Origin of the sequence: Flavobacterium johnsoniae (assembly GCF_030388325.1) — a bacterium.
GTDB classification, from domain to species: domain Bacteria; phylum Bacteroidota; class Bacteroidia; order Flavobacteriales; family Flavobacteriaceae; genus Flavobacterium; species Flavobacterium johnsoniae_C.
In genome coordinates this window covers 3,116,647-3,138,530 of the sequence record NZ_CP103794.1, presented here as the reverse complement: position 1 = coordinate 3,138,530, position 21,884 = coordinate 3,116,647, and the positions used below count along the sequence as shown (strand labels likewise).

Below are 21,884 nucleotides of genomic sequence, written 5' to 3'. Positions count from 1 at the left end.
TCTCTTAAATTTATATACACAATATATTCAATAAATTTAATTACAAAACTATGGTAATTAAGAACATCTTAGTGTCTATAAAAGTTGAATATCTATCAAAATAAGGTAAATTAAATATATATTTAATAGCAATTAACTATCCTTTCATTGAAGTATAGAATCATTCTCCAAACCGCAAAAAGCAATGATTATTTAAATTTGTAAAATAATATTTCTCTAACAAAATTAATATCATGAAGTTAGAACACATCCAAATCCAAACAAATAATATTTTAAAAACAACTGCTTATTATCAAGATGTTTTAGAACTTTCAATTATAAGAAAAAACGAAAATTCAGTTAGTATTCAAGCAGGAAACTCCATTTTAAAATTCGTTGAAAATTCGAGTTTCAAATCTATTTATCATTTTGCTTTTAATATTCCAGAAAATAAACTAGACGAAGCAATTAAATGGTGTAAAAACAAAGTAGATTTGATTCTTATCGAAGATCAAAATGTTATTACCAATTTTGAGAACTGGAATGCCCAAGCTGTTTATTTTTATGATAACAACGGAAATTTATTAGAATTTATCGCCAGACACGATATTAATAATTCACAAACAACAGAATTCAATTCTAAATCTATTTTAAACATCAGCGAAATCGGCATTGTAAATGAAAATCCATTAGAATTAGGAAATAAACTAATAGAAAAATACGGCTTAAACTTCTTTTCTAAGAACACAAATACGGAAGCTTTTGCCGCAATTGGCAACGATGAAGGTTTATTGATTATTGTAAAACCAAATCGAAATTGGTATCCGACGCAAACACCTTCTGAAAAAAACAAAACCGAAGTTCGATTAGAAAACAATGGAATATTTACTGATTTGCAGTTTTAAATAAATTAAAACCCCAATCCATTTATTTGAATTGGGGTTTATTATTTTCTGCGAATTAAAACTGCATCTTCTGAATTCTAACCGCATTTAAAATCGCCAACAACGCTACACCAACATCAGCAAAAACTGCTTCCCACATGGTAGCAAGTCCGCCAGCGCCAAGAATCAAGACAAAAGCTTTTACGACAAAAGCTAGTGTAATATTCTGCCAGACAATTTTTTTTGTTTGTTTTCCGATATTAATTGCCATTGCAATTTTACTCGGTTTATCATCTTGAATGACAACATCGGCGGTTTCAATTGCGGCGTCGCTTCCTAAACCTCCCATCGCAATTCCAACTGTACTTAAAGCAATTACGGGCGCGTCATTTACGCCATCTCCAACAAAAGCGATGGTTTCGTTTTTAGCTTTAATTTCGTTTACTTTATTCACTTTATCCTCTGGAAGCAAATCTCCAAAAGCATTTGCAATTCCGAGTTTATCTGCAACAAATTGAACAACATTCGTTTTATCGCCGCTCAACATCGTTAATTTTACTCCAAGAGATTTTAATTTCGAAACGGTTTCTTTGGCATCTTCTTTTATTTCATCGGCAATTGTTAAATAACCCGCAAATTTGCCTTCGTAAGCAATTGCAATTGTGGTGTAAACGATTGAAGAAGGATCGATATCATACGAAATATTAAACTTATCAAGCAATTTGAAATTCCCCACAAATAATTCTTTTCCGTTAAAAAAAGCTTTTAATCCGTGTCCAGAAATTTCTTCAATCTCTTTCAATTCAATTGAAGAATCAATTTTTCCAACAAAATTATGAATCGCCGTTGCAACAGGATGTGTGCTTCGACTTTCTAAAACATTTACCAATTTCAAGATTTCTTCTTTATCGAATTCTGGTTTTATAATGACTTCTTGAACTTTAAAAACGCCTTCGGTCATCGTTCCCGTTTTGTCTACCACAACATTCTGAATGGTAGAAATACTGTCTAAGAAATTACTTCCTTTAAAAAGAATTCCGTTTTTGCTCGCTGCACCAATTCCGCCAAAATACCCCAACGGAATACTGATAACCAAAGCGCACGGACACGATATAACCAAGAAAACCAAAGCTCTGTACAACCAATCTGAAAAAACATAATTGTCTACAAAAAGCATCGGAAGCAAACAAATGGCTATTGCTAAATACACCACAATCGGCGTGTAGATTTTAGCAAACTTTCTAATGAATAATTCTGCTGGAGCTTTTTTAGTTGTCGCGTTTTGAACTAATTCTAGAATCTTAGACAATTTACTGTCATTGTAAGCAGTTGTGACTTTTACTTCTGCAATAGTATTTCCGTTTATCATTCCTGCCAGAACGGTTTCTCCTTTCTTTTTAGTATCTGGTTTACTTTCTCCCGTTAAAGCTGCAGTATTAAATGAAGCCGAATCTGACAATAATTCGCCATCTAAACCTAGTTTTTCTCCCGCTTTTAGCTGAATAATGGCACCAATCTGAACATCCTTGGCTTTTACTTTTGTAGCAACATTATTTTCAAGAATATTCACTTCATCTGGACGCTGATCTAAAAGGCTTTTAATACTCGATTTTGCTTTGCTAACTGCCATTCCTTGAAAAGTTTCTCCAATCGTATAAAACAGCATAACAGCAACTCCTTCTGGATATTCGCCAATTGCAAATGCGCCGATTGTAGCAATACACATCAGAAAAAATTCGGAGAAAACATCGCCTTTTACAATGCTTTCATAAGCTTCTCTTAAAACAGGAATTCCAACTGGAAGATAAGCAATTACATACCAAGCAATTCTAATAAATCCAGTAAACCAATCTTGCGGAAAATAGTTGTCAAAACCAATTCCGATAATTAATAAAATAAAGGAAATTATGGATGGAAGAAACATTTTAAACAAATTCCCTTCAACGTTATGTTCGTGATCGTGACCTTCGTGTCCGTGATCATGCCCGTCATTTTCTGAATGTACAGGTTCGTCGTGCGAACAACAGCAGGAAGGTTTTGCTTTATTTTTTGTATTCTTTACTTCTTTATCTTGATGTATCATTATTATTTGTTTCAGGTTTCAGGTTTTAAAGTTTCAAATACCTGAAGTTATTGTTTAAATAATGCTCTAAATTTAAGCATTTTGTGGTAAAGTCTATTATTGCAAAGCACTAAGTCGCAAAGTTTTTTCTCATTTTATGTCATTTCGACGAAGGAGAAATCTTCACAAGTAGCTCCTTTCCTAAAATCCAATCTTTGTGGAGTTTCTCGCGGAGATTTCTCCTTCGTCGAAATGACAAATAGTGCTTTATATCTTTAAGAAAAAATCTCAGTCCCTTAGAACTCAGCTCCTCAGAACCTTCAAAAAATCAATGCTCATGCTCTCCTCCACCTTTCATTGCCGAAAGCAGATAAAATGCGCCTTTTGTCACAATTTTAGCATTTGCCGAAATTTGATTTACAAACTTAACTTCTGTAAAGCCTAAATCTGTTGTTCCCGGAATTACTTCTACAGCTTTAAAATGGACTTCCTGTTCGTGAATTTCTTCTTTTTCACCTTCTTTATGATCGTGTTTTTGTTCGACTTTTTCGTCTTCTTGCACAAACACAAAATACTTATCGGCATTTCTAACAACTGCGTCCTTTGGCAGTGCAGGAACAGTTGCATTTGTTATGTTGATATTAGCCGAAACATACATTCCTGGAATTAAATCTTTTGCATCTCCAGGTTCAATTTTAGCATGAACAGCAACCGTTTTACTTTCATTAGAAAAAGATTTATTGATTCCGAAAATCTTTCCTTTAATCGATTTATTCGACTGATTTGTTAATACAAAATCTATTACCTGACCTATGGAAATCGAACCTAAATCTTTCTCATAAACATTTAAATCCAAATGCATCTGACTATTATCTACTACTTCAAACAATGAAACTCCCGTATTTGCAAAAGCGCCTTTAGCAATATTAATTTTGCCAATATAACCATTTATCGGCGCAACAATGGGAACCAAAGACGAGCTTCCTTTAGTAGAAACATGCAAAGCATCCAATTTATTTTTTGCTGCTTGAGCACGTGCGCGTTCAGCTGCTAATTTGGCTTTTACCTCCTGAAATGTTTTCCTCGGATTCACATTTTCATCGCTCAAAGTTTTCTGGCGATTGTATTCTAACTGTAAATATTCCACATTTGCCGTTGCGGACTGATATTCTTCCTGCATTTCAATTACTTCCAGATTCTGAATCGTTGCTAAAACTTTTCCTTTGTTTACAAATGTGCCTTCTAAAACATAAATATCTTTTACGGTTCCGCCAATTAAGGTAGAAACTTCGGCAGAATTTTGCGGAGGAACTGTTGTATATCCGTTTGCTTTAATGATTTTATTAAGGTTTCTGTTTTCTACAAATCCAGTTTCAATACCAACTGTTTTATATTGAGTTTCAGTTAAAGAAACTTCTGTTGTCGATTTTTCTTCTTCTTTTGGTTCTTCTGTTTTCTTTTCACTGCAGCTTGTGAATGTAACCACAAGGAACGCAAAGACAAAGCACAAGGAACGCAAGGAAATTGAACTTTGCGCTCTTTGCGTGGCCTTAGCGTTCTTTGCGGTTAAATTATTTTCAGATATATTTTTCATGATTAATTGTTTTTTATAGTTGGGAATTGAAGTTCAATTGCACTTTGATTATAACTGTGCGTTGCCTCAGCAAATTGTTTTTTAATATCAATTGCCTGATTTAAAAAACTGATATACGACCAATAACTCATATCGCCGCTGGCATAACTTTTTTGTGCAGTCTCAATAATCTGATTGGCATATTGCGAACCTTCATTTTGAAAATACGCTAAGTTTTTTTGCTGTTTTTCGAAGTTATTTCGCAATTCTTCTTTCTGCAGATTCAAAATCATTTTGTTTTTATCTAAAGCCAATTGCGATTGCGAAATGCTAATTTCTGCCGCTCTTGCTTTCGTTGTATTGACTCCTCCAAACAACGGAATTTGTAATCCAGCCGTAAAACCTTGAAATAAAGATTCGGTATTTATAGTCTGCGCGAAATAACCTAAACCAACTTTTGGCGTTCTTAAAGCTTTAAAAGTTCCGGCTTCTTTTTGATAAACTGAAATTTGCTGTTGGTAAAAATCGGTCAATAAACTTTCTGCTTTTGTGTTTTGCTGATTCTCAACAAAAGTGTACTGCAATGCTGTATTTTGATCAGGAACAATATTTTCATTGGTTTGAATAAAAAACTGCAACTGTTTCTGGTAAATAGCCAAATCGTATTGTAATTGTTGTTTTTGTGTTTCAATTTCTTTGACTTTCGCTTTGGCGCTAATCACTTCAATATTTCCGCTTTCTCCAGTTTTAAAACGGAGTTCAGCATTCTTTAGAAATTTGGTATAAATATCATTTAATTCTGAGTTTAATTTCTGAATCGAAATTCCGTACAAATATTGATAATACGCCAAAGTCACTGCTTTTTCAATTTCATAAGAAGATAAAGCTTTTCGTTTTTCTGCCAATTTTGCCAATTCTTCCTGCAATTGTCTATTCGCTTTTGTAATATTTCCTAACGGGAAAAACTGCTGAACCGAAACATTATGATCAAAATCGACGCTATTAAACTGTCCGCCCTGATATTGCACCTGAAGCGGATCTGGCTGAAAAGCTGCTTTTTTAAGAACAGTTTGTTTTTCTATTTCTTTGTCAGCAATTTTTAAATCGATATTGTTTGATTTGGCGAGTTCTATTGCTTTTTCTAAAGATATTTTTTGTTGGGCCTGTGAAGCAATTGTGATCAAAAGGAACGCAATTAAACGCAAAGTTCGCGAAAGATTTTTCGCAAAGTTCGCAAAGGAAATTGCTTTGATTTTATATATTAAATTCATTGTGATTTCTTTTAAATTTTTCTTTGTGTGCTTTGGTAAATCTTAGCGCTCTTTGCGTTTAAATCCACGTTCCAGCAATAAATACAAAATCGGCAAAACGATTAGCGTTAATAATGTTGCCGAGAATAAACCTCCAATAACAACAGTTGCCAAGGGTTTCTGCACTTCTGCTCCGCCGCTTGTAGACAAAGCCATTGGCAAAAATCCTAAAGAAGCTACGGCAGCAGTCATTAAAACGGGTCTTAATCTGGTTTTAGTTCCGATATAAACACGCTGCAACGGATCTGTAATCCCTTCTGTTTTTAGTTGGTTGAAATAGGAAATCAAAACAATTCCGTTTAAAACGGCAATTCCGAAAAGCGCGATAAATCCAATTCCTGCCGAAATACTAAATGGCATTCCTCTCAATACTAAAGCTAAAACTCCGCCCATTGCAGAAAGCGGAATCGCAGTAAAAATTAGAACTGCTTGTTTTATACTATTAAAAGTAAAATAAAGAAGCACTAAAATTAATCCTAAAGCAACTGGCAAAGCCACAAGAAGTCTTTGTGACGCTTCGATTAAATTTTCAAATTGTCCTCCGTAAGTGATAAAATAACCAGAAGGAAGTTTGTAATTTTTATCTAAACGCTGTTGAATTTCCTCTACAACACTTTGAATATCTCGCCCGCGAACGTTCAATCCAACCGTAATTCTTCTTTTTCCGTCTTCGCGAATGACCTGCACAGGGCCTTGCTCATATTCCACCGAAGCGACTTGAGAAAGCGGCACTTGCTGACCGTTTGGAAGCGGAATAAACAAATTGCTAACATCTGTAATATCGGCACGATTATCTTCGTTCATTCTTACTACAACATCAAATCGTTTGCTTTCTTCATAAATTTTTCCGGCACTTTCTCCTGCAAATGAAGAACGAATAATCTGATTGATATCAGAAATATTCAATCCGTATAAGGCGATTTTGTTGTAATCGTATTTAATGGTTATCTGAGGCAATCCTGTGACTTTATCGGCTTTTAAATCGCCAACGCCTTCAATACTTTTTATTTTAGAAATCAACTCTGTCGCTTTTGCGTCTAGAATTTCTAAATCATCGCCAAATATTTTTATGGCAATATCTGAGCGGCTTCCTGTCATTAATTCGTTAAAACGCATCTGAATCGGTTGCGAAATCTCAATGTTTGCTCCTGGAATTACTTCCATTTCTTCTTTCATCGCATTTGCCAAATCTTCCCAATTGCGATACTTTCCAGACCATTCTTTTTTATCTTTCAAAACAATAATCAAATCGCCGCTTTCAATTGGCATCGGATCTGTCGGAATTTCACCGCTTCCAATTTTGCTCACAATCGTTTTGATTTCGGGAAATTTTGCTTTTAAAATCTGTTCGTATTTAGTCGTGGTTTCAATAGTCTGCGTCAGCGAACTTCCAGTCATAATTGTGGCATTCATTGCTAAATCACCTTCTTCGATTGTTGGAATAAATTCGCCACCCATATTTTGAAAAACAATAACGCTCAAGGCGAATAATCCGATGGCGATTGCAAGCACAACTTTTTTAAATTCTAAAGCTTTTTTCAGCAAAGGCATATACAGGTTTTCGAGCCATAAAATCATACGGTCGCTAAAGTTTTCTTTGTGTTCTGTTTTCTTAGATAAAAACAAAGCACTCATCATCGGAACATAGGTTAATGACAAAATAAAAGCGCCAATAATGGCAAAACCAACTGTCATTGCCATTGGTTTAAACATTTTTCCTTCGGTTCCAATCAAGGCTAAAATCGGCAAATACACTATCAAGATTATAATTTCACCAAAAGCCGCACTATTTCTAATTTTTGAAGCCGAATTGTAAACTTCAAAATCCATTTCTTCTTGCGATAGTTCTTTTTTTGCTTTGAATTTCTGTAAATGATGCATTGTTGCTTCTACAATAATTACAGCGCCGTCTACGATAATTCCGAAGTCAATTGCGCCTAAACTCATTAAGTTTCCGCTTACGCCAAAAAGATTCATTAAAATAATGGCAAAAAGCATTGCAAGCGGAATAACCGAAGCTACAATCAATCCTGCACGAAGGTTTCCTAAAAACAGAATCAGTACAAAAATGACAATTAAAGCTCCTTCTAATAAGTTTTTAGTCACGGTTCCGATGGCATTATCAACCAATTTTCCTCGGTCAATAAAAGCTTCTGCAACAACTCCTTCTGGAAGACTTTTGTTAATCTGAATCATTTTTTCGTGAATTCGATCTACAACAGCTTTAGAATTTTCTCCTTTTAACATTAAAACCAAACCAGAAACAATTTCGCCTTTTCCGTCTTTGGTAGAAGCGCCGTAACGTAACGCAACACCTTCGCGAACCTCAGCCACATCGCGCACTAAAACTGGTGAACCATTTCTGTTTTTAACGACAACATTTCCTAAATCTTTCGTTCCTTTTGCCATTCCGACTCCACGAATGAAATACGCATATTGATCTTTTTCAATGTAAGCTCCTCCCGTATTTTGGTTATTTTTTTCTAAAGCATCAAAGATTTCGGTAATGGTAACTCCTAAACTATTCAGCGTGTTTGGATTAACGGCGATTTCGTATTGCTTTAGTTTTCCTCCCCAAGAACTAACATCGGCAACGCCTTTAATTCCTTGCAATTGCGGAATAATGATCCAATCTTGAATGGTTCTTAAATCGACAGCGCTGTATTTATTTTCATAACCTTTTTTGGCGTAAACATCATATTGATAAATTTCTCCCAAACCTGTACTGATCGGAGCTAATTCTGGAGATCCAACGTATTCGGGAATATTTTCTTCTGCTTGTTTTAACCGTTGAAAAATTTGTTCTCGCGCCCAATAAATATCAACATCGTCTTCAAAAACAACGGTTACAACCGATAATCCGAAACGAGAAATACTTCGAAGTTCTATCACATCTGGAACTGTTTTTACGGCTTGTTCTAAAGGATAAGTAATTAACTGCTCCACTTCTTGACTGGCAAGTGTGGGAGCTGTTGTAATAATCTGCACCTGATTATTGGTAATATCAGGAAGTGCATCTAATGGCAGTTTTTTTAAGGAATAACTTCCTACGGCAATTAATACCAAAGTAAATAGTAGTATAATGAACTTATTCTTTATACTAAATTGTATGATTTTATCTAACATTTTAAATTATAATGAAATGAGAAATGAGACAATCTCTTGTCTATCTTTATTTTGTGGAAAATCCACACTTCTCTAATCCAAATTCCGACTTATCGGAAAGGATTTCATTATACTAACTGAGGCGGTTGCCAAATGCTTCCGTAGAAATTAGAAGCTAGAACAGAATTATAACTTGGTAATTGAATTGAAATTGGATTGCAAGCTTTTGGAAATTCAAAAGTTATCGGAGTTTGATAACTTAAAATTTGAACACCACAGCAATTACAAGCACAGAAAGGCGAACACAAATCATTTTCTTTGTCATGTGAATGATTCTCTTCTGAAGAAAATTGGGCTGTTTTATGCATAGCACTATTCACTTCCATATCTGCACAAGGCATATTTGAAAGTGCCATCAAATAAACTGACAGTATAATTGCTATCCATTTCATATCACAAAAATAGGATTTATTCTTTTACGAATTATAAATTTAATTTAAACTTCTGACATCTTAAGACTAACTTAAACATTACAAAAACACTGAATTACAAAAACTTAGCATATTAGTTTATCAAAAAAAACGTAAAATGTTAAAAATTTTTAATTAACTTTAACACAATTAACCACATAAAAATTAATTCATACCCATTTTTTATAATCCAGTAAAAGAAAGATAAGCCGAGATTCCTCCACAGAATACATTAGTACACATTTATTTAAGCAGTTTAATTAATTTAAAACACTACAAACAAATGAAATGTAAAAAACTAATATCAGCCCTTTTATTATTATGCAGTATTTCAATCTTCGGACAAGTTTATACAGATAAAGTTGTTGGAGAAAAAAATCAAGAGGTTAAAGACAGCCTCAAAGTCGCCGATTATCCTTACGCTTTGCCAATTTGGGGACAAAAAGTCGCTCAGAAAGGTTACAAACTTCCTTATTCAGCAGGACTTTCTATTAATTATTTTTGGCAAGATTCTGAAATTGTCATTAATGATCTTAATGTAGGTTTTAATAATGGACCGCAATACAATCTAGACGAAATTGTACGTTTTGATAAATCTCATGTAGAAGCTGGCGCATTAACTATTCGCCCAGACATTTGGCTTCTGCCCTTTTTAAATATTTATGGAATTTTAGGTAAAGCCAATACTTCAACTAAAATTAACGCCGGAATTTATGTTCCAGATGCCGACAATAATTGGTCGCAAGTTGCACATTTCAGTACAAAAGCAAATTTTAACGCTACAACATTCGGACTTGGAATGACGCCAACAATTGGAATTGGCGGCGGATGGTTGGCTTTGGATATGAACATGGCTTGGACGGATATCAGTTCGCTTGATAAACCAGCCTTTTCGTATGTTTTTGGTCCACGTTTAGGAAAAACATTCAAATTCCGTAAACCAGAACAAAATATTGCAGTTTGGGTTGGAGGTTTTAGAGTTCACATTTCGGGAGATACCAATGGAAATCTTCCTTTGTCTGATTTTCTTGATTTAAGCAACGCTCAGCAAAAAGTTGATGATGGCTTGGCAAAAGTGACAGAAAACCAGACTAAAGTAGATAATTGGTGGGATAGTTTAACTCCTGTAGAACAAAAAAATCCGGTAAATGTTGCCAAACATAATACAGCAAACAGAGCATTAGAAAGTGCTGGAAATATTCTAGCAACTTTAGATGGCGCTCTTAGCACTGCTGGTTCATCGTCTGTGCAATATTCTCTTCAAAAAAGACCTAAAGATATGTGGAATTTTATTGTAGGCTCTCAATATCAATTAAATAAACATCTTATGTTTAGAGTTGAAGCAGGTTTTCTAGGAAGTCGTACACAAGCTTTAGGAGGAATTCAATATCGTTTTGGACTTTAATTTCTGATTATGAAAAAGAGTTTATTGATACTCCTCGTTTTCTTTTCTATAAATGAGGCGAAATCGCAGGTTTTAATATCGCTAATTTTTGGAGATAAACTTAATTCGCCTTTTCTGGAATTTGGACTAGAAGGCGGTATCAATCTTTCTGATATTTCGAACCTTGAAAGTTCTGGAATGAATCCTGGTTTTAATCTTGGTTTTTATTTTGATGTTCGATCTAAAAAAAATCCCGCTTGGATGATTAATACTGGCGTAATAGTTAAATCGCCAATGGGAGCCAGACATATTCCTGTTTATTCTTTAGACGATGTTAACTTAGACAATACATTTGAAGGCGGAACTGTTAATCGTGAAATTCGTTATTTTAATGTTCCTATTTTGATTAAATATCAATTTAAAAATAGGATTTACGTTAAAGCTGGACCACAACTCGGACTTCTTGCATCGGCTTTTGATGAATTTACAAATGAGGTTAATAAAAACGATGTTACTTACAAGAAAAAAATCAGAGATGAGATTCGTGTAATTGATGCTGGAATCGCATTAGGTACTGGTTATCACATGAATGTGGGCAACGGATTGAATATTACCATTCAATATTACTACGGATTGGTTCCTGTAATGAAAGGAGACGGTCCAAATGTATATAACAGATCTTTATATCTAACAGCCGGAATTCCTATTGGAAAAGGAAAAGCTGCACAAAGAAGAGCCGAAAAAGATGCTGAAATGAATAAGGTTATTTTACCTGAAGATGAGAAAAATTAATTTTTTTTTTGTGATATTATTAAAAAGCATTTATAATAATATTTCGCTCCGGTGGAGCTTTTGATGGGTTTTAATAATTATTTGCTATAAATATTTCGTCCCTCTGGGACTTAAACATAATCATTAATCATCCAATGGAAAAGTTTCGGAGAACATTAATATTAAATTATTTTACACTCAAAATATAAAAAGCTTCGGAGAAGCTAAATATTTATAGCATAATTACATAATTATAAGTAAAGTCCCAGAGGGGCGACATATATCATGTTGAAGGTTATGCAAACCTCTAAACCTTAAATATTGTTAAGCTATCTCCTTATTAATTCCCTTTATAAAATCTAAAATTTCTTCTGTACTTAAAACATAATCTGGTTTTGTGTGCAAAATCGCATTATTAGGCATAAAAGACATTTCTGCAGAAAGCGGATTTTGAACGACCGTGATTCCTCCAGCAGCTTGAATTGCTTTCATTCCGACTGTTCCGTCTGAGTTAGAACCAGAAAGTAAAATTCCGATTAGATTACTGCCATAAATTTCTGCCGCAGATTCAAACGAAACATCAATACTTGGTCTGCTGTAATTTATCTTTTCAGAAGTATCCAATGAAAGTGTTTCGTTTTTTTCAAACAATAAATGATAATTAGATGGCGCGATATAAATAAAACCTGCTTTTACAGCAACTTTGTCTTCTACTTCTTTTACTTTAACATTCGCTTTTAAAGCTAGTAAAGCCTCCAAAGTCTGTTCGTCAGAATTTTTTCTATGAACAACAATCACAATAGCAAAAGAAATTGGATCTTCTATAAAAGGCAAAATTTGCAATAATGCTTGCAAACTTCCCGCAGAACCTCCAATTATGACTACTTTACAATCTTTTATTACTCTCTTACTTTCCTCCATATTTTTTCTCTTTCAAACTGTTTGTATTTAGTTTGAGATATAGAATATTTTATAGTTTCTTTTGTTCCAAGTGCTAGAAATCCTAGAACAGAAAGACTGTCATCAAATAAATTAACAACTCTTTTTTGCAGATTATTATCAAAATAGATTAAAACATTTCGACACAAAATCAAATCGAACTCATTAAAAGAATTGTCCGAAACTAAATTGTGCTGCGAAAAAACCATCTTTTCTGAAAGCTCTTCGCTAAATTTTGCAAAACCATAATTGGCAATATAATAATCTGAAAAATCTTGTTTTCCGCCAGAATCACGATAATTATCTGCGTAATCTTTTATCATTCGAAGTGGAAAAATACCACTTTTTGCCGTTTCTAGAACTGCCGCATTAATATCTGTTGCATACAAAATAGATTTATGCAGAAGTCCTAATTCTTTAAGCATAATGGCCATCGAATACACTTCTTCGCCTGTAGAACAGCCTGCATGCCAAATTCTGATAAAAGGTTTTGTTCCTAATAAGGGAAGAATGTCATTTCGAAGTACGGTATAAAAAGACGGATCGCGAAACATTTCTGTAACATTGACCGTAATTTCGTCAATCATTCTTTTGCAATAATCTGGATCTGTGCGAACCTTTGAAAGAAATTCATGAAAATGCTTAAATCCATCTAAATAATAAACTCGGCTAACACGTCTTTTTAGTGAAGCTCTGGAATAACTTCCAAAATCAAAACCATAATATTCGTAAACATCATTAATTAGGGCTTCTAACTCAATATCTTCAATCATAATTCACTTAAATTTCCCCCAAAATCTGAAGTAATTTATCAACATCAACTGGTTTTGAGATGTATGCATCTGCCCCAGCCTCTAAACATTTTTCTTTATCTCCTGTCATTGCTTGTGCAGTTACAGCCACTACAAAGGTAGATTCTTGCGATGGAATTGCTTTTATAAGCGGAATTGCTTCGTATCCGTCCATTTCTGGCATCATCATATCCATCAAAACTGCATCAATTGTGTTGTCTTCTTTTAATATTCTAAGCGCTTCTTCGGCACTTAAACAAGACAAACAGTCAAAAGATTTCGCTTTTAAAGTATTCACTAAAGCAAAAATATTCCTTGTATCATCATCTACAATCAGCACTCTTTTTTTTCTCATTTACAGCTTTTTATAGGTTAAATTTTATCATATAACCAAACTCGTAATAACGATAAAAGCTGATCTACATCGACAGGTTTTGTGATGTAATCTGAAGCTCCCGCTTTTATACATTTTTCGCGGTCTCCCGTCATTGCTTTTGCCGTTACGGCGATTACTGCTAAGTTAAGAAATTTAGGATTGCTTCTTATTTTTTCAGCCGTTTCATAACCATCCATATTTGGCATCATCATATCTAACAATACCACATCTGTATCTGGATTTTCATCCAAAATTTTAATAGCTTCTTTTCCGTCAAATGCTGTAATTACATTCATTTTAAAGGCTTCTAAAGCTTTAGAAAGCGAATAAATATTTCGAACGTCATCATCAACAATTAATACTTTTTTCTCAAATAGAATATTATTTAATGAATTCAGTTTTTTATGAATTTCCTTCGTTTTACCCTCTTTTTTCTCTTCTACTAAATGAAGGAAAAGTGAAACTTCATCTAACATTCTTTGGTACGAATGAGCTGTTTTTACGATAATAGAATCGGCATATTTTCTAATCTTCAATTCTTCTTTAATAGAAAGACTTTTTCCTGTAAAGACAATTACTGGAAGATTTTCTAAACCTGGACTTTTCTTTACGCCATCTAAAATTTCGTAAGCTTGTTTGTCTGGAATTCCCATGTCTAAAATAACACAGTCAACATCTTTGTTGCTTAAAACAGATAATCCTTCTGAAACTTCACTTTTTATCTCAGAATTGATATTGTAAGTTTCTAAGAAATAAGCCAATGCTTTAGCGTGTTTTGGGTTGTCTTCAATAATTAAAACCTTTTGAGATTCTTTATTAATGATGTGTTCAATACGCATAAAAACGTCCGGAATCTTATCAAAAGCAACAGGTTTGTCTAAGAAATCTACCGCACCTTTTAACAAACTTTCTTGTTTCAATTTATGCGAAGACATAATGTGAACCGAAATATGTTTGGTATTAGAATTATTTTTCAGTTCTTCCAAAACTTCCCAACCGCTTTTTATTGGTAATTCAATATCTAATAAAATTCCGATTGGTTTATAAATCAAGGCAAAGTTTAAAGCGTAATCTCCTCTAACCGCGACAACTCCTTTATAACCTTTTTTCTGAGTAAAAGCCAGCAATGACTTAGCAAAATTAATATCATCTTCGACAATCAGAATTACTTTATCGCCTTCTTCAATTGAATCTCTGTCGTCTTCAATTTCTTTTGGAATAACTTCGCTGATATATTTAGGTCTTGCCTCCGTTTGCGTTTCTTCGTCCTCAACAACTTCTTTTGGCTGTATTTTGTTTACGAGAATTTTATTTATCGCCAATCCTAAAACCGGAATGCATAATGTAAACGAACTTCCTTCATTTACTTTACTGTAAAGCGTAATTTCTCCTCTAAGTAATTTAGCCAATTCTCGGCTTATTGATAATCCTAAACCTGTTCCTCCGTATTTACGTTTTGTAGAACCGTCGGCTTGTTGGAAAGCTTCGAAAATTAGAGGTTGTTTTTCTAACGGAATTCCGATTCCTGTATCTTTTACAACAAAGCAAATTATTTTATCATTGTTCGGATCTGTCTTAATTTCAAGACTTACCGTTCCTTTTTCTGTGAATTTTATAGCATTTGAAATCAGATTTTTCAAGATCTGCTCTAAACGCATTTTATCTGTTTTAATGACAATTGGTGCATCTTTGGTAATAATTTCAAAGTTTATTCCTTTCTCTTTTGCTACGATGTGGAATAAATTATAAAGATTATCAGTAATTTCTTTGGTCGAAACATCTAAAAATTCCAGCTCCATTTTACCAGCCTCAATTTTAGATAAATCCAAAATTTCATCAATTAATCCTAATAAACTGTTTCCTGAACTCTGAATCACTTTTGCAAATTCAATTTCTTCGTTGTTCATTGTTTCGTTATTGTTTTCAGACAATAAACGGCTCAATAATAAGATTGAATTTAAAGGCGTTCTTAATTCATGTGACATATTTGCCAAGAATTCCGATTTGTAACGCGTGCTTAATTCTAACGCTTCAGATTTTTTCTGAATTTCAGTATTTTTTTCTTCCAATAAAACACTTCTTTCTGAAAGTTCTTCGTTGGTTTGTTCCAATTCTTCTTGCTGAACGCGAAGTTCTTCTTCCGAAGCTTGAAGTTTTTCTGTCTGAGCTTCTAATTCTGCATTTATAGCTTCCAATTCGCTGTGTTGAACTTGAAGTTCTTCAGATTGCGATTTGGTTTCTTCTAAAAGCTCCATCACTTTTTTACGGTTTTGAGTTGCTTTTAAAGCGATTCCGATATTATTGGCAACCATATTTAAAAACTCCAACTGCAAAACAGAAAATCCGTAAATACTCGCTAATTCTACAGCTCCTTCTATTTTATAATCCATTAACGGAAGTGCCACAATATGAGTTGGTTTTATTTCGCCCAAAGCATAATTAATTTGGATATCATCTGGCGAAAGTTTTTTTAACTCCAGCATTTTTCCAGATACAATTGCTTGCCCAATTAAGCCTTCGCCTTTTCTGATTCTTTCACGGCTTTTACTCGGAATATAGCTGTATCCGCCAGAAACAGTTATTTCTTCTCCATCAACAACATATAAAACACCAGCGCTACTGTTTGTGTATTGGCATAAAAATTCGATTACATCTTTAGATAATTTCTGAATTGTTTTCTCTCCCAACATTTTATCATTTAAAGTAGCAACACCAGATTGAAGCCATTCTTTTTGAGACAATAAGTCGAAAGAAGTTTTTAGAGAATCTTTCATTTCATGAATAGAACCTCCTAATGCTCCTAAAGTATCTGCTTTTCTATCATCGATCTGAACGTCGTAGTTTCCTTTAGAAATCTGAGTTGCAATACCACTAATTACCTCAAGTCTTTCGGCAATATCTTTGTCTTTTTTCTCAAGTTCACTCTGTAATAATGCTCTTTCATTATAATCTTTCAGAATTCTGATCATGAAAACAATCGATATAATAAAAGCAATGAAAAAGGCAACAACAATAAGAATCAAACTATAAGTTCCATAACGTTCCGAATTGGCGTTACGTTCTTCAAGAAGTTTTTGTTCTGTACTTTCTACTTTTTTGATGATTGTTTTTATTTCATTCATCATGTTTCGACCTTCATTCAAATCAAAAATCAGCGTTTCTTTGCTTAAACGCTTTTTTACGATTTGATTATTGAGGTATTTAAAGAAACCAGATCGCTTAGATCTTAGTTCGTCTAGCATTTTTTGTTGAGAAGGATTATCGGATGTAAGTTCATCCAATTTATCAAAATAATTATTTGATTTTGTTTCAGAATCATTAAAACGGTCTACAAATTGTTCATCTCCAGTAAGTAGATAACCTCGCATACTTGTTTGCGCTTCCGTAATAATTGCCGAACCTTCATTAAGATTGTAAATAACATCTTGAGTATGATTTACCCAATAATTACTGCTTAATAAACTTTTGATGCTAATAAAGGAAGCAACAGAACTAATGGTCAGTACAAATAGTGAAACCAGAGAACTAATTAGTAAATTTCTTTTAAAATTACCATTCATAAATTATAAGTCTAAATTATTTTGATTTGTATTTTAACGGAAGTATGATAATAAAGCTTGCGCCCTTTCCTACTTCACTTTTAGCGGTAATTAAACCATTATGTTTATCTATTATTTTTTTTGCAATTGCAAGTCCGATTCCTGTTCCTTCGTAGGTTTGGCGATCATTTAAGCTCTGAAAGATAATAAAAATTCGGTCTAGATATTTTTCGTCAAAACCAATTCCGTTATCTTTTACTGTAATTCGGCAGAATTGCCCTTCTGGCGATGTCGGACTATCGATAGATTTGTCTGCAATTATTTCTGAAGTGATTTCTATTTCGGGTTTATTTTCAGTTCCCGAAAACTTAAGCGCATTTCCAATTAGATTCTGAAAAACTTGACGCAATTGACTTGGAATACTGTCTACGGTTGGAAGTTCATTGGTTTTTATTGTCGCATTTTTGCTTTCAATTAAATAATCAAAATCAGAAAGAACTTCTTGCAAAACCTCATTTAAGTCTGTTTTTTCAGGTTTAACTTGAGCCGAAAGTCTAGAATAAGCCAAAAGATCGGTAATTAAAGTCTGCATTCTTTCTGCAGATTTTATTGTACGATCTACATAATCTATCGCTTTGTCATCTGTTTTTAGGTATAGATCTTTTATTATTTTAATAAAAATCTGAATCTTCCGAATAGGTTCATTTAAATCGTGCGAAACAACCCAAGAAAATTGCTGTAATTCGTGATTTCTAAGTTCTAATTCTTCATTTTTTTGAACCAATTCTTTGGTTCTTTCTGCAATTTTAATTTCAAGATTATCCTGTGCTTCTTTTCTAATTTTTATTTCCTTAGAAAGAAGATCTTTCATCACTTTTAATTCGTTTTGCTGTTCGTAGATTTTAATAAAAGTTTTGACTTTTAAAATCAATAAATCAGAATCAACCGGTTTTGTAATATATTCTACAGCACCCGTTTCGTAACCTTTAAAAATGTATTTTTTCTCGGTATTTAAAGCCGAAAGAAATATAACAGGAATATCTTTTGTACGCTGATTTCCAGAAAGGATTTTTACAACTTCAAATCCATCAAGTCCTGGCATTTGAACGTCCATGATTATCAAGCAATAATCAGTTTTTAAAATCTTTTTCAGCGCTTCTTCACCAGATTCGGCACTATCGACATCGATATTATGCAGCTCTAATGTTTTCTTTAAGGCAATAATATTGGCCCTTATATCGTCTACAATTAATACCATGTCTGGAAACTAAATCGGTTGTAAATCAAAATGATAATTTTAAAATGAATGTAAAATTTTTCTTATTTTTTTAATTAATCTCAAATTAGACCATTAAAAATGATATGGAAAATCTCAAATGTATAAAAAAATAACTACTCGGTTTTTTATCTAAATCGAAAATAGTTACAGAATTCCCACTTTTTAGATGGTTATTTTGAAAGCGAGAGTGAGTATGAACTTATTAGAAAATTCCTGTTATTTTAACATTTTACAAAATTGAATGTATTTCCGTACAATTAAACTAGATTTAAATCTTTTGAGGCAAACAAAATTCCTATTAAGACAAGTAAAATTTCAATTTTCATGTAATTTTAAAAGCATGAAAGAGCTTAAAAAGAGAAAATTATGAAAAAGAAAATAACCTTTCCTGAGCAAAAACAAAATCTTCCTGGCAATGAACATAAAATGAATCCTGAACCAGAAATTATTAGAGAAAACTATATCGGAAGTGGCAAATTAAAAGGAAAAACTGCTTTTATAACTGGCGGCGACAGTGGCATCGGCAGAAGTGTCGCCGTGCATTTTGCAAGAGAAGGCGCCAATATTGCCATTATCTATTTAAAAGAAAATAAAGATGCTTTAGACACAAAAGCGATGATTGAAAAAGAAGGACAGCAATGCCTTTTGATTAGCGGCGACTTGAAAGATGAAAAGTTTTGCAAATCTGCAATAAAAAAATGCTACACGACATTTAAGAATATTAATGTTATTGTGAATAATGCAGCTGTACAATTTCCGCAAACGGATTTAGAAAAAATAACGTCATCGCAACTCCAAAAAACTTTTCAAACCAATATCTATCCCTATTTCTATATCACAAAAGCTGCACTTCCGTATTTAGAAAAAGGAGATACGATTATTAATACAACTTCTGTGACGGCTTTTCGCGGAAGCGAACATCTTGCAGATTACGCCAGTACAAAAGGCGCGATTGTTAGTTTTACGAGATCGCTTTCTACGATGTTAGCGAAAAAACAAATTCGTGTAAACGGTGTTGCGCCTGGGCCAATTTGGACACCGCTTATTGTGGCAAGCTTTGACAAATTATCGGATTTCGGAAAAGATAATCCGATGGAAAGAGCAGGACAGCCTTCTGAAGTGGCGCCTGCATATGTGTTTTTGGCTTGCGAAGACAGCAGTTATATTACTGGACAGTTTATTCATATAAATGGTGGCGAATTGGTTGGTTGATTTTTTAAACGCAAAGTTCGCAAAAAGTTTTTTTTTAAATCTCGCAAAGTCGCAGAGTCGCAAAGGTTAGCTTCAAGCAGATTCATAAAAAATAAAACTTTGGGACTTAGCGCCTTTGCGAGATTTAAAACATAAAACCTCAGCCTCTTAGTCCCTCAGAACCTTAGAACCTTAGAAAAAATGAATTATATAGATATTCTTGGTCTTTTTGCAGGAGCTTGCATCACCATTTCGACAGTTCCGCAGATTTTAAAAGTTTGGAAAACCAAAAAAGTAAAAGAGATTTCTCTAAAAATGTTTGGAATTCTCACTTTCGGAATTGCAATTTGGATTGTTTATGGCATTCTAAAAAACGATCTTCCGATAATTATTACCAACAGCGTTTCTTTGGTTTTAAATCTCATTATGGTTTATTTTATTCTGCATTACGAAAAAGAATGAAAACTCTTTAAATGAAAAAAACAGCTTGACCAAAGCTGTTTTTTTGAAAGTGAAGATATAAGATGCTTACTAGCTAGCTAATTTTTGATTATAAGGTTTTAAAGCCAAAGTTTTGGATTGCAAATTTCTTTTCAGAAAAACTACAGGTGCTGCAATCGCACTTAAATTTAAAGAGGAAAGTTTTTTAATTTCTGATAACTGCTTTGCTGCAAAATTCAAAATAGGCACAAATGGCGTTAAATAATTATAACTATGTTGCGCTATCTCTAACTCTAAAACTTCGCGTAAAATACTTTTCATCAGCAAATAACGAACTGTTCCTTGCTGCGGAATAGCTTTAAGTTCTTTAAATTTATTTCCAATTTTCTGATTTTCAGCTCCGATATAAATATAATTTCCAGAATTAGGCACAAAAATAGTACGCACCTGATCTGCAAAATCAGATTTACTGTTGTCGCTATTTGTTGGCATTCCGATTAATGAAAACTGAATTTGTTTATGACTTTCAAAATACAGCACACTATTAATGGCTGACGAATTGCTCATAATACCGGATTGATCTTTTTTCAGGGATTTGATTTCTCCATTGGCACCAAAACTATGAAGTACATTTCCTTTTTCGCAATATGCAAAAAATACTGGCGCCATTGGATGAGATTCGATACTTAAACTAACATCTTGATTAAAAGTCAAATCAAAGTTTAGATAAGTCATTTCTTTTTCAAAACGAACTCCAGAAATGCTTCCGCTCGCCCATTTTGATTTTATTTTTAATATATATTCGTTGGCAGTAATTTGCAAATCGCCTCCAAAACTATCTTTAAGATTATTAAAAACAGCATCAAATCCTCCTGTATTTATGTAAAGTTTTTTCATTATTTTGGTTTGGTTTTAGTAAATCAGTTAGTAATTATTTACGTACAAAAACTAACTTCGGTTTTTCTCTTCATTTCTATAATTCAAATTTCGTTTATATTGTCTCTCAAACCTTTATACAATTTCGGAGAGAATTTTCATAATTATTATTTTGTTCAGGTTCAAAGGTTCAGAGGAACAAAGGGACAAAGGTTTTCCATATTCGTAAAAACATATTTTTATATAATCTTATTTACCGCAAACCCATAAAAAACACAAAAAAAAATAGTATTCGCTTTCAAAAACCTTTGTGACTTTGTGCCTTTGCTCCTTTGTGCCTCCCACAAAAAAAAGCAGCTGCTCCAAATAAATTTGAAACAACTGCTCATCAGCAAAATAAAAATATCAATCTATTTTTATTCCTTTTATGTCAATTCGTTTATGTCTGCATTTTTAGAATAATTGGCTTTTGGAATATCTTTAAAAAATTCGGCTTCTTCTAAATCTGCCGTTGGGCCATATCCTAATAAATGTGTTCCTTTTGCTCCGTCTTTTGTTTCGATAACATATAAGATTGACATATCATCAGGATCGCTCATTCCTTCGTAACGATGATGCGCCACAATAAAAACATCTTCTGGTTTATATGCTTTTTTGGTTTCGGCATTTATTAAATGATTGTTTTCAAACAAATAACTTACCTCATATCCTTCTTCCTGATATCTTTTTATATTGTCGATTTCGTGTTTAGAATCTTCTCTTTTCATGGCTTCTGTTTTTAATCTTTTATTCAAATTTCCGTATTGAAAACAGATAAAATTAACTCTAACGATTTTAATCTTAGCTCATTCAAAAATCAATTTTGAGCGAATATTTATTTTTTATTAATTTTAAACAAGTCAAATTTTAAGCAG

Annotated in this window: 15 protein-coding genes and 1 pseudogene; 5 read left to right on the top strand and 11 right to left on the bottom strand. The window is 33.3% G+C overall.

Translation table 11 applies throughout. From position 1 onward, the window contains the following. Window positions 1-233 precede the first annotated feature (233 nt). On the top strand, window positions 234-884 hold the full coding sequence (locus tag NYQ10_RS13655; protein ID WP_289876889.1) for a VOC family protein: 651 nt from the start codon (window positions 234-236) through the stop codon (window positions 882-884). Window positions 885-939: 55 nt separating this feature from the next. Here the strand turns inward: NYQ10_RS13655 and NYQ10_RS13650 are convergent, their stop codons facing one another. The 4 genes and pseudogenes from NYQ10_RS13650 to NYQ10_RS13635 all read right to left on the bottom strand — a co-directional run bounded on the left by NYQ10_RS13650 (window position 940) and on the right by NYQ10_RS13635 (window position 9,365). Beyond that, window positions 940-2,946, bottom strand: coding sequence for a heavy metal translocating P-type ATPase (locus NYQ10_RS13650; protein ID WP_289876888.1), 2,007 nt, complete (start codon window positions 2,944-2,946; stop codon window positions 940-942). A gap of 307 nt (window positions 2,947-3,253) precedes the next feature. After that, complete coding sequence (locus tag NYQ10_RS13645; RefSeq protein ID WP_289876886.1) at window positions 3,254-4,519, bottom strand: efflux RND transporter periplasmic adaptor subunit; 1,266 nt, start codon at window positions 4,517-4,519, stop codon at window positions 3,254-3,256. 2 nt (window positions 4,520-4,521) lie between these two features. Continuing rightward, window positions 4,522-8,934, bottom strand: a pseudogene (locus tag NYQ10_RS13640) (CusA/CzcA family heavy metal efflux RND transporter). 107 nt (window positions 8,935-9,041) lie between these two features. Then, entirely contained in the window at window positions 9,042-9,365 is a 324-nt protein-coding gene (locus tag NYQ10_RS13635) for a DUF6660 family protein (RefSeq protein ID WP_289876885.1), read from the bottom strand. Window positions 9,366-9,666: 301 nt separating this feature from the next. Between NYQ10_RS13635 and NYQ10_RS13630 the strand changes: the two genes are divergently transcribed. Together NYQ10_RS13630 and NYQ10_RS13625 are read left to right on the top strand one after the other, a co-directional pair. Further along, entirely contained in the window at window positions 9,667-10,788 is a 1,122-nt protein-coding gene (locus NYQ10_RS13630) for a hypothetical protein (protein ID WP_289876883.1), read from the top strand. Window positions 10,789-10,797: 9 nt separating this feature from the next. After that, a complete protein-coding gene (locus NYQ10_RS13625) occupies window positions 10,798-11,559 on the top strand; it encodes a porin family protein (RefSeq protein WP_289876881.1) in 762 nt (253 codons plus the stop codon). Between the two features lie 303 nt (window positions 11,560-11,862). On the opposite strand, the gene NYQ10_RS13620 is transcribed toward NYQ10_RS13625, so the two are convergent. From NYQ10_RS13620 to NYQ10_RS13600, 5 genes are read right to left on the bottom strand one after another with little or no spacing between them, the layout of a single operon-like run. Next, window positions 11,863-12,459 carry a chemotaxis protein CheB gene (locus tag NYQ10_RS13620; protein ID WP_289876879.1) on the bottom strand — a complete coding sequence of 199 codons (597 nt, stop codon included), beginning with the start codon at window positions 12,457-12,459 and terminating at the stop codon, window positions 11,863-11,865. Then, complete coding sequence (locus tag NYQ10_RS13615) at window positions 12,438-13,250, bottom strand: CheR family methyltransferase (RefSeq protein WP_289876877.1); 813 nt, start codon at window positions 13,248-13,250, stop codon at window positions 12,438-12,440. The genes NYQ10_RS13620 and NYQ10_RS13615 overlap by 22 nt, the downstream gene beginning before the upstream one ends. A gap of 7 nt (window positions 13,251-13,257) precedes the next feature. After that, window positions 13,258-13,623 carry a response regulator gene (locus tag NYQ10_RS13610; RefSeq protein WP_289876876.1) on the bottom strand — a complete coding sequence of 122 codons (366 nt, stop codon included), beginning with the start codon at window positions 13,621-13,623 and terminating at the stop codon, window positions 13,258-13,260. A gap of 17 nt (window positions 13,624-13,640) precedes the next feature. Then, a complete protein-coding gene (locus NYQ10_RS13605; protein WP_289876875.1) occupies window positions 13,641-17,204 on the bottom strand; it encodes a response regulator in 3,564 nt (1,187 codons plus the stop codon). 16 nt (window positions 17,205-17,220) lie between these two features. Then, window positions 17,221-18,441 carry a hybrid sensor histidine kinase/response regulator gene (locus NYQ10_RS13600; RefSeq protein ID WP_289876873.1) on the bottom strand — a complete coding sequence of 407 codons (1,221 nt, stop codon included), beginning with the start codon at window positions 18,439-18,441 and terminating at the stop codon, window positions 17,221-17,223. Window positions 18,442-18,828: 387 nt separating this feature from the next. On the opposite strand from NYQ10_RS13600, the gene NYQ10_RS13595 reads away from it, so the two are divergent. Both NYQ10_RS13595 and NYQ10_RS13590 read left to right on the top strand, forming a co-directional pair. Further along, complete coding sequence (locus NYQ10_RS13595) at window positions 18,829-19,674, top strand: SDR family oxidoreductase (protein WP_289876872.1); 846 nt, start codon at window positions 18,829-18,831, stop codon at window positions 19,672-19,674. Window positions 19,675-19,854: 180 nt separating this feature from the next. Next, the gene (locus NYQ10_RS13590) at window positions 19,855-20,115 is read left to right on the top strand and encodes a SemiSWEET family sugar transporter (protein ID WP_276174034.1); all 261 of its coding nucleotides are present in this window, start codon (window positions 19,855-19,857) and stop codon (window positions 20,113-20,115) included. Between the two features lie 69 nt (window positions 20,116-20,184). On the opposite strand, the gene NYQ10_RS13585 is transcribed toward NYQ10_RS13590, so the two are convergent. After that, window positions 20,185-20,991: a hypothetical protein gene (locus NYQ10_RS13585; RefSeq protein WP_289876871.1), complete on the bottom strand. Its 807-nt coding sequence runs from the start codon at window positions 20,989-20,991 to the stop codon at window positions 20,185-20,187. Between the two features lie 404 nt (window positions 20,992-21,395). Next, window positions 21,396-21,737: a hypothetical protein gene (locus NYQ10_RS13580; RefSeq protein WP_289876870.1), complete on the bottom strand. Its 342-nt coding sequence runs from the start codon at window positions 21,735-21,737 to the stop codon at window positions 21,396-21,398. Window positions 21,738-21,884: the final 147 nt, after the last annotated feature.

Coding starts and splice junctions, on each gene's coding strand:
- NYQ10_RS13655 (WP_289876889.1), top strand. CDS start 234: ATGAAGTTAGAACACATCCAAATCCAAACAAATAATATTTTAAAAACA.
- NYQ10_RS13650 (WP_289876888.1), bottom strand. CDS start 2,946: ATGATACATCAAGATAAAGAAGTAAAGAATACAAAAAATAAAGCAAAA.
- NYQ10_RS13645 (WP_289876886.1), bottom strand. CDS start 4,519: ATGAAAAATATATCTGAAAATAATTTAACCGCAAAGAACGCTAAGGCC.
- NYQ10_RS13635 (WP_289876885.1), bottom strand. CDS start 9,365: ATGAAATGGATAGCAATTATACTGTCAGTTTATTTGATGGCACTTTCA.
- NYQ10_RS13630 (WP_289876883.1), top strand. CDS start 9,667: ATGAAATGTAAAAAACTAATATCAGCCCTTTTATTATTATGCAGTATT.
- NYQ10_RS13625 (WP_289876881.1), top strand. CDS start 10,798: ATGAAAAAGAGTTTATTGATACTCCTCGTTTTCTTTTCTATAAATGAG.
- NYQ10_RS13620 (WP_289876879.1), bottom strand. CDS start 12,459: ATGGAGGAAAGTAAGAGAGTAATAAAAGATTGTAAAGTAGTCATAATT.
- NYQ10_RS13615 (WP_289876877.1), bottom strand. CDS start 13,250: ATGATTGAAGATATTGAGTTAGAAGCCCTAATTAATGATGTTTACGAA.
- NYQ10_RS13610 (WP_289876876.1), bottom strand. CDS start 13,623: ATGAGAAAAAAAAGAGTGCTGATTGTAGATGATGATACAAGGAATATT.
- NYQ10_RS13605 (WP_289876875.1), bottom strand. CDS start 17,204: ATGAATGGTAATTTTAAAAGAAATTTACTAATTAGTTCTCTGGTTTCA.
- NYQ10_RS13600 (WP_289876873.1), bottom strand. CDS start 18,441: ATGGTATTAATTGTAGACGATATAAGGGCCAATATTATTGCCTTAAAG.
- NYQ10_RS13595 (WP_289876872.1), top strand. CDS start 18,829: ATGAAAAAGAAAATAACCTTTCCTGAGCAAAAACAAAATCTTCCTGGC.
- NYQ10_RS13590 (WP_276174034.1), top strand. CDS start 19,855: ATGAATTATATAGATATTCTTGGTCTTTTTGCAGGAGCTTGCATCACC.
- NYQ10_RS13585 (WP_289876871.1), bottom strand. CDS start 20,991: ATGAAAAAACTTTACATAAATACAGGAGGATTTGATGCTGTTTTTAAT.
- NYQ10_RS13580 (WP_289876870.1), bottom strand. CDS start 21,737: ATGAAAAGAGAAGATTCTAAACACGAAATCGACAATATAAAAAGATAT.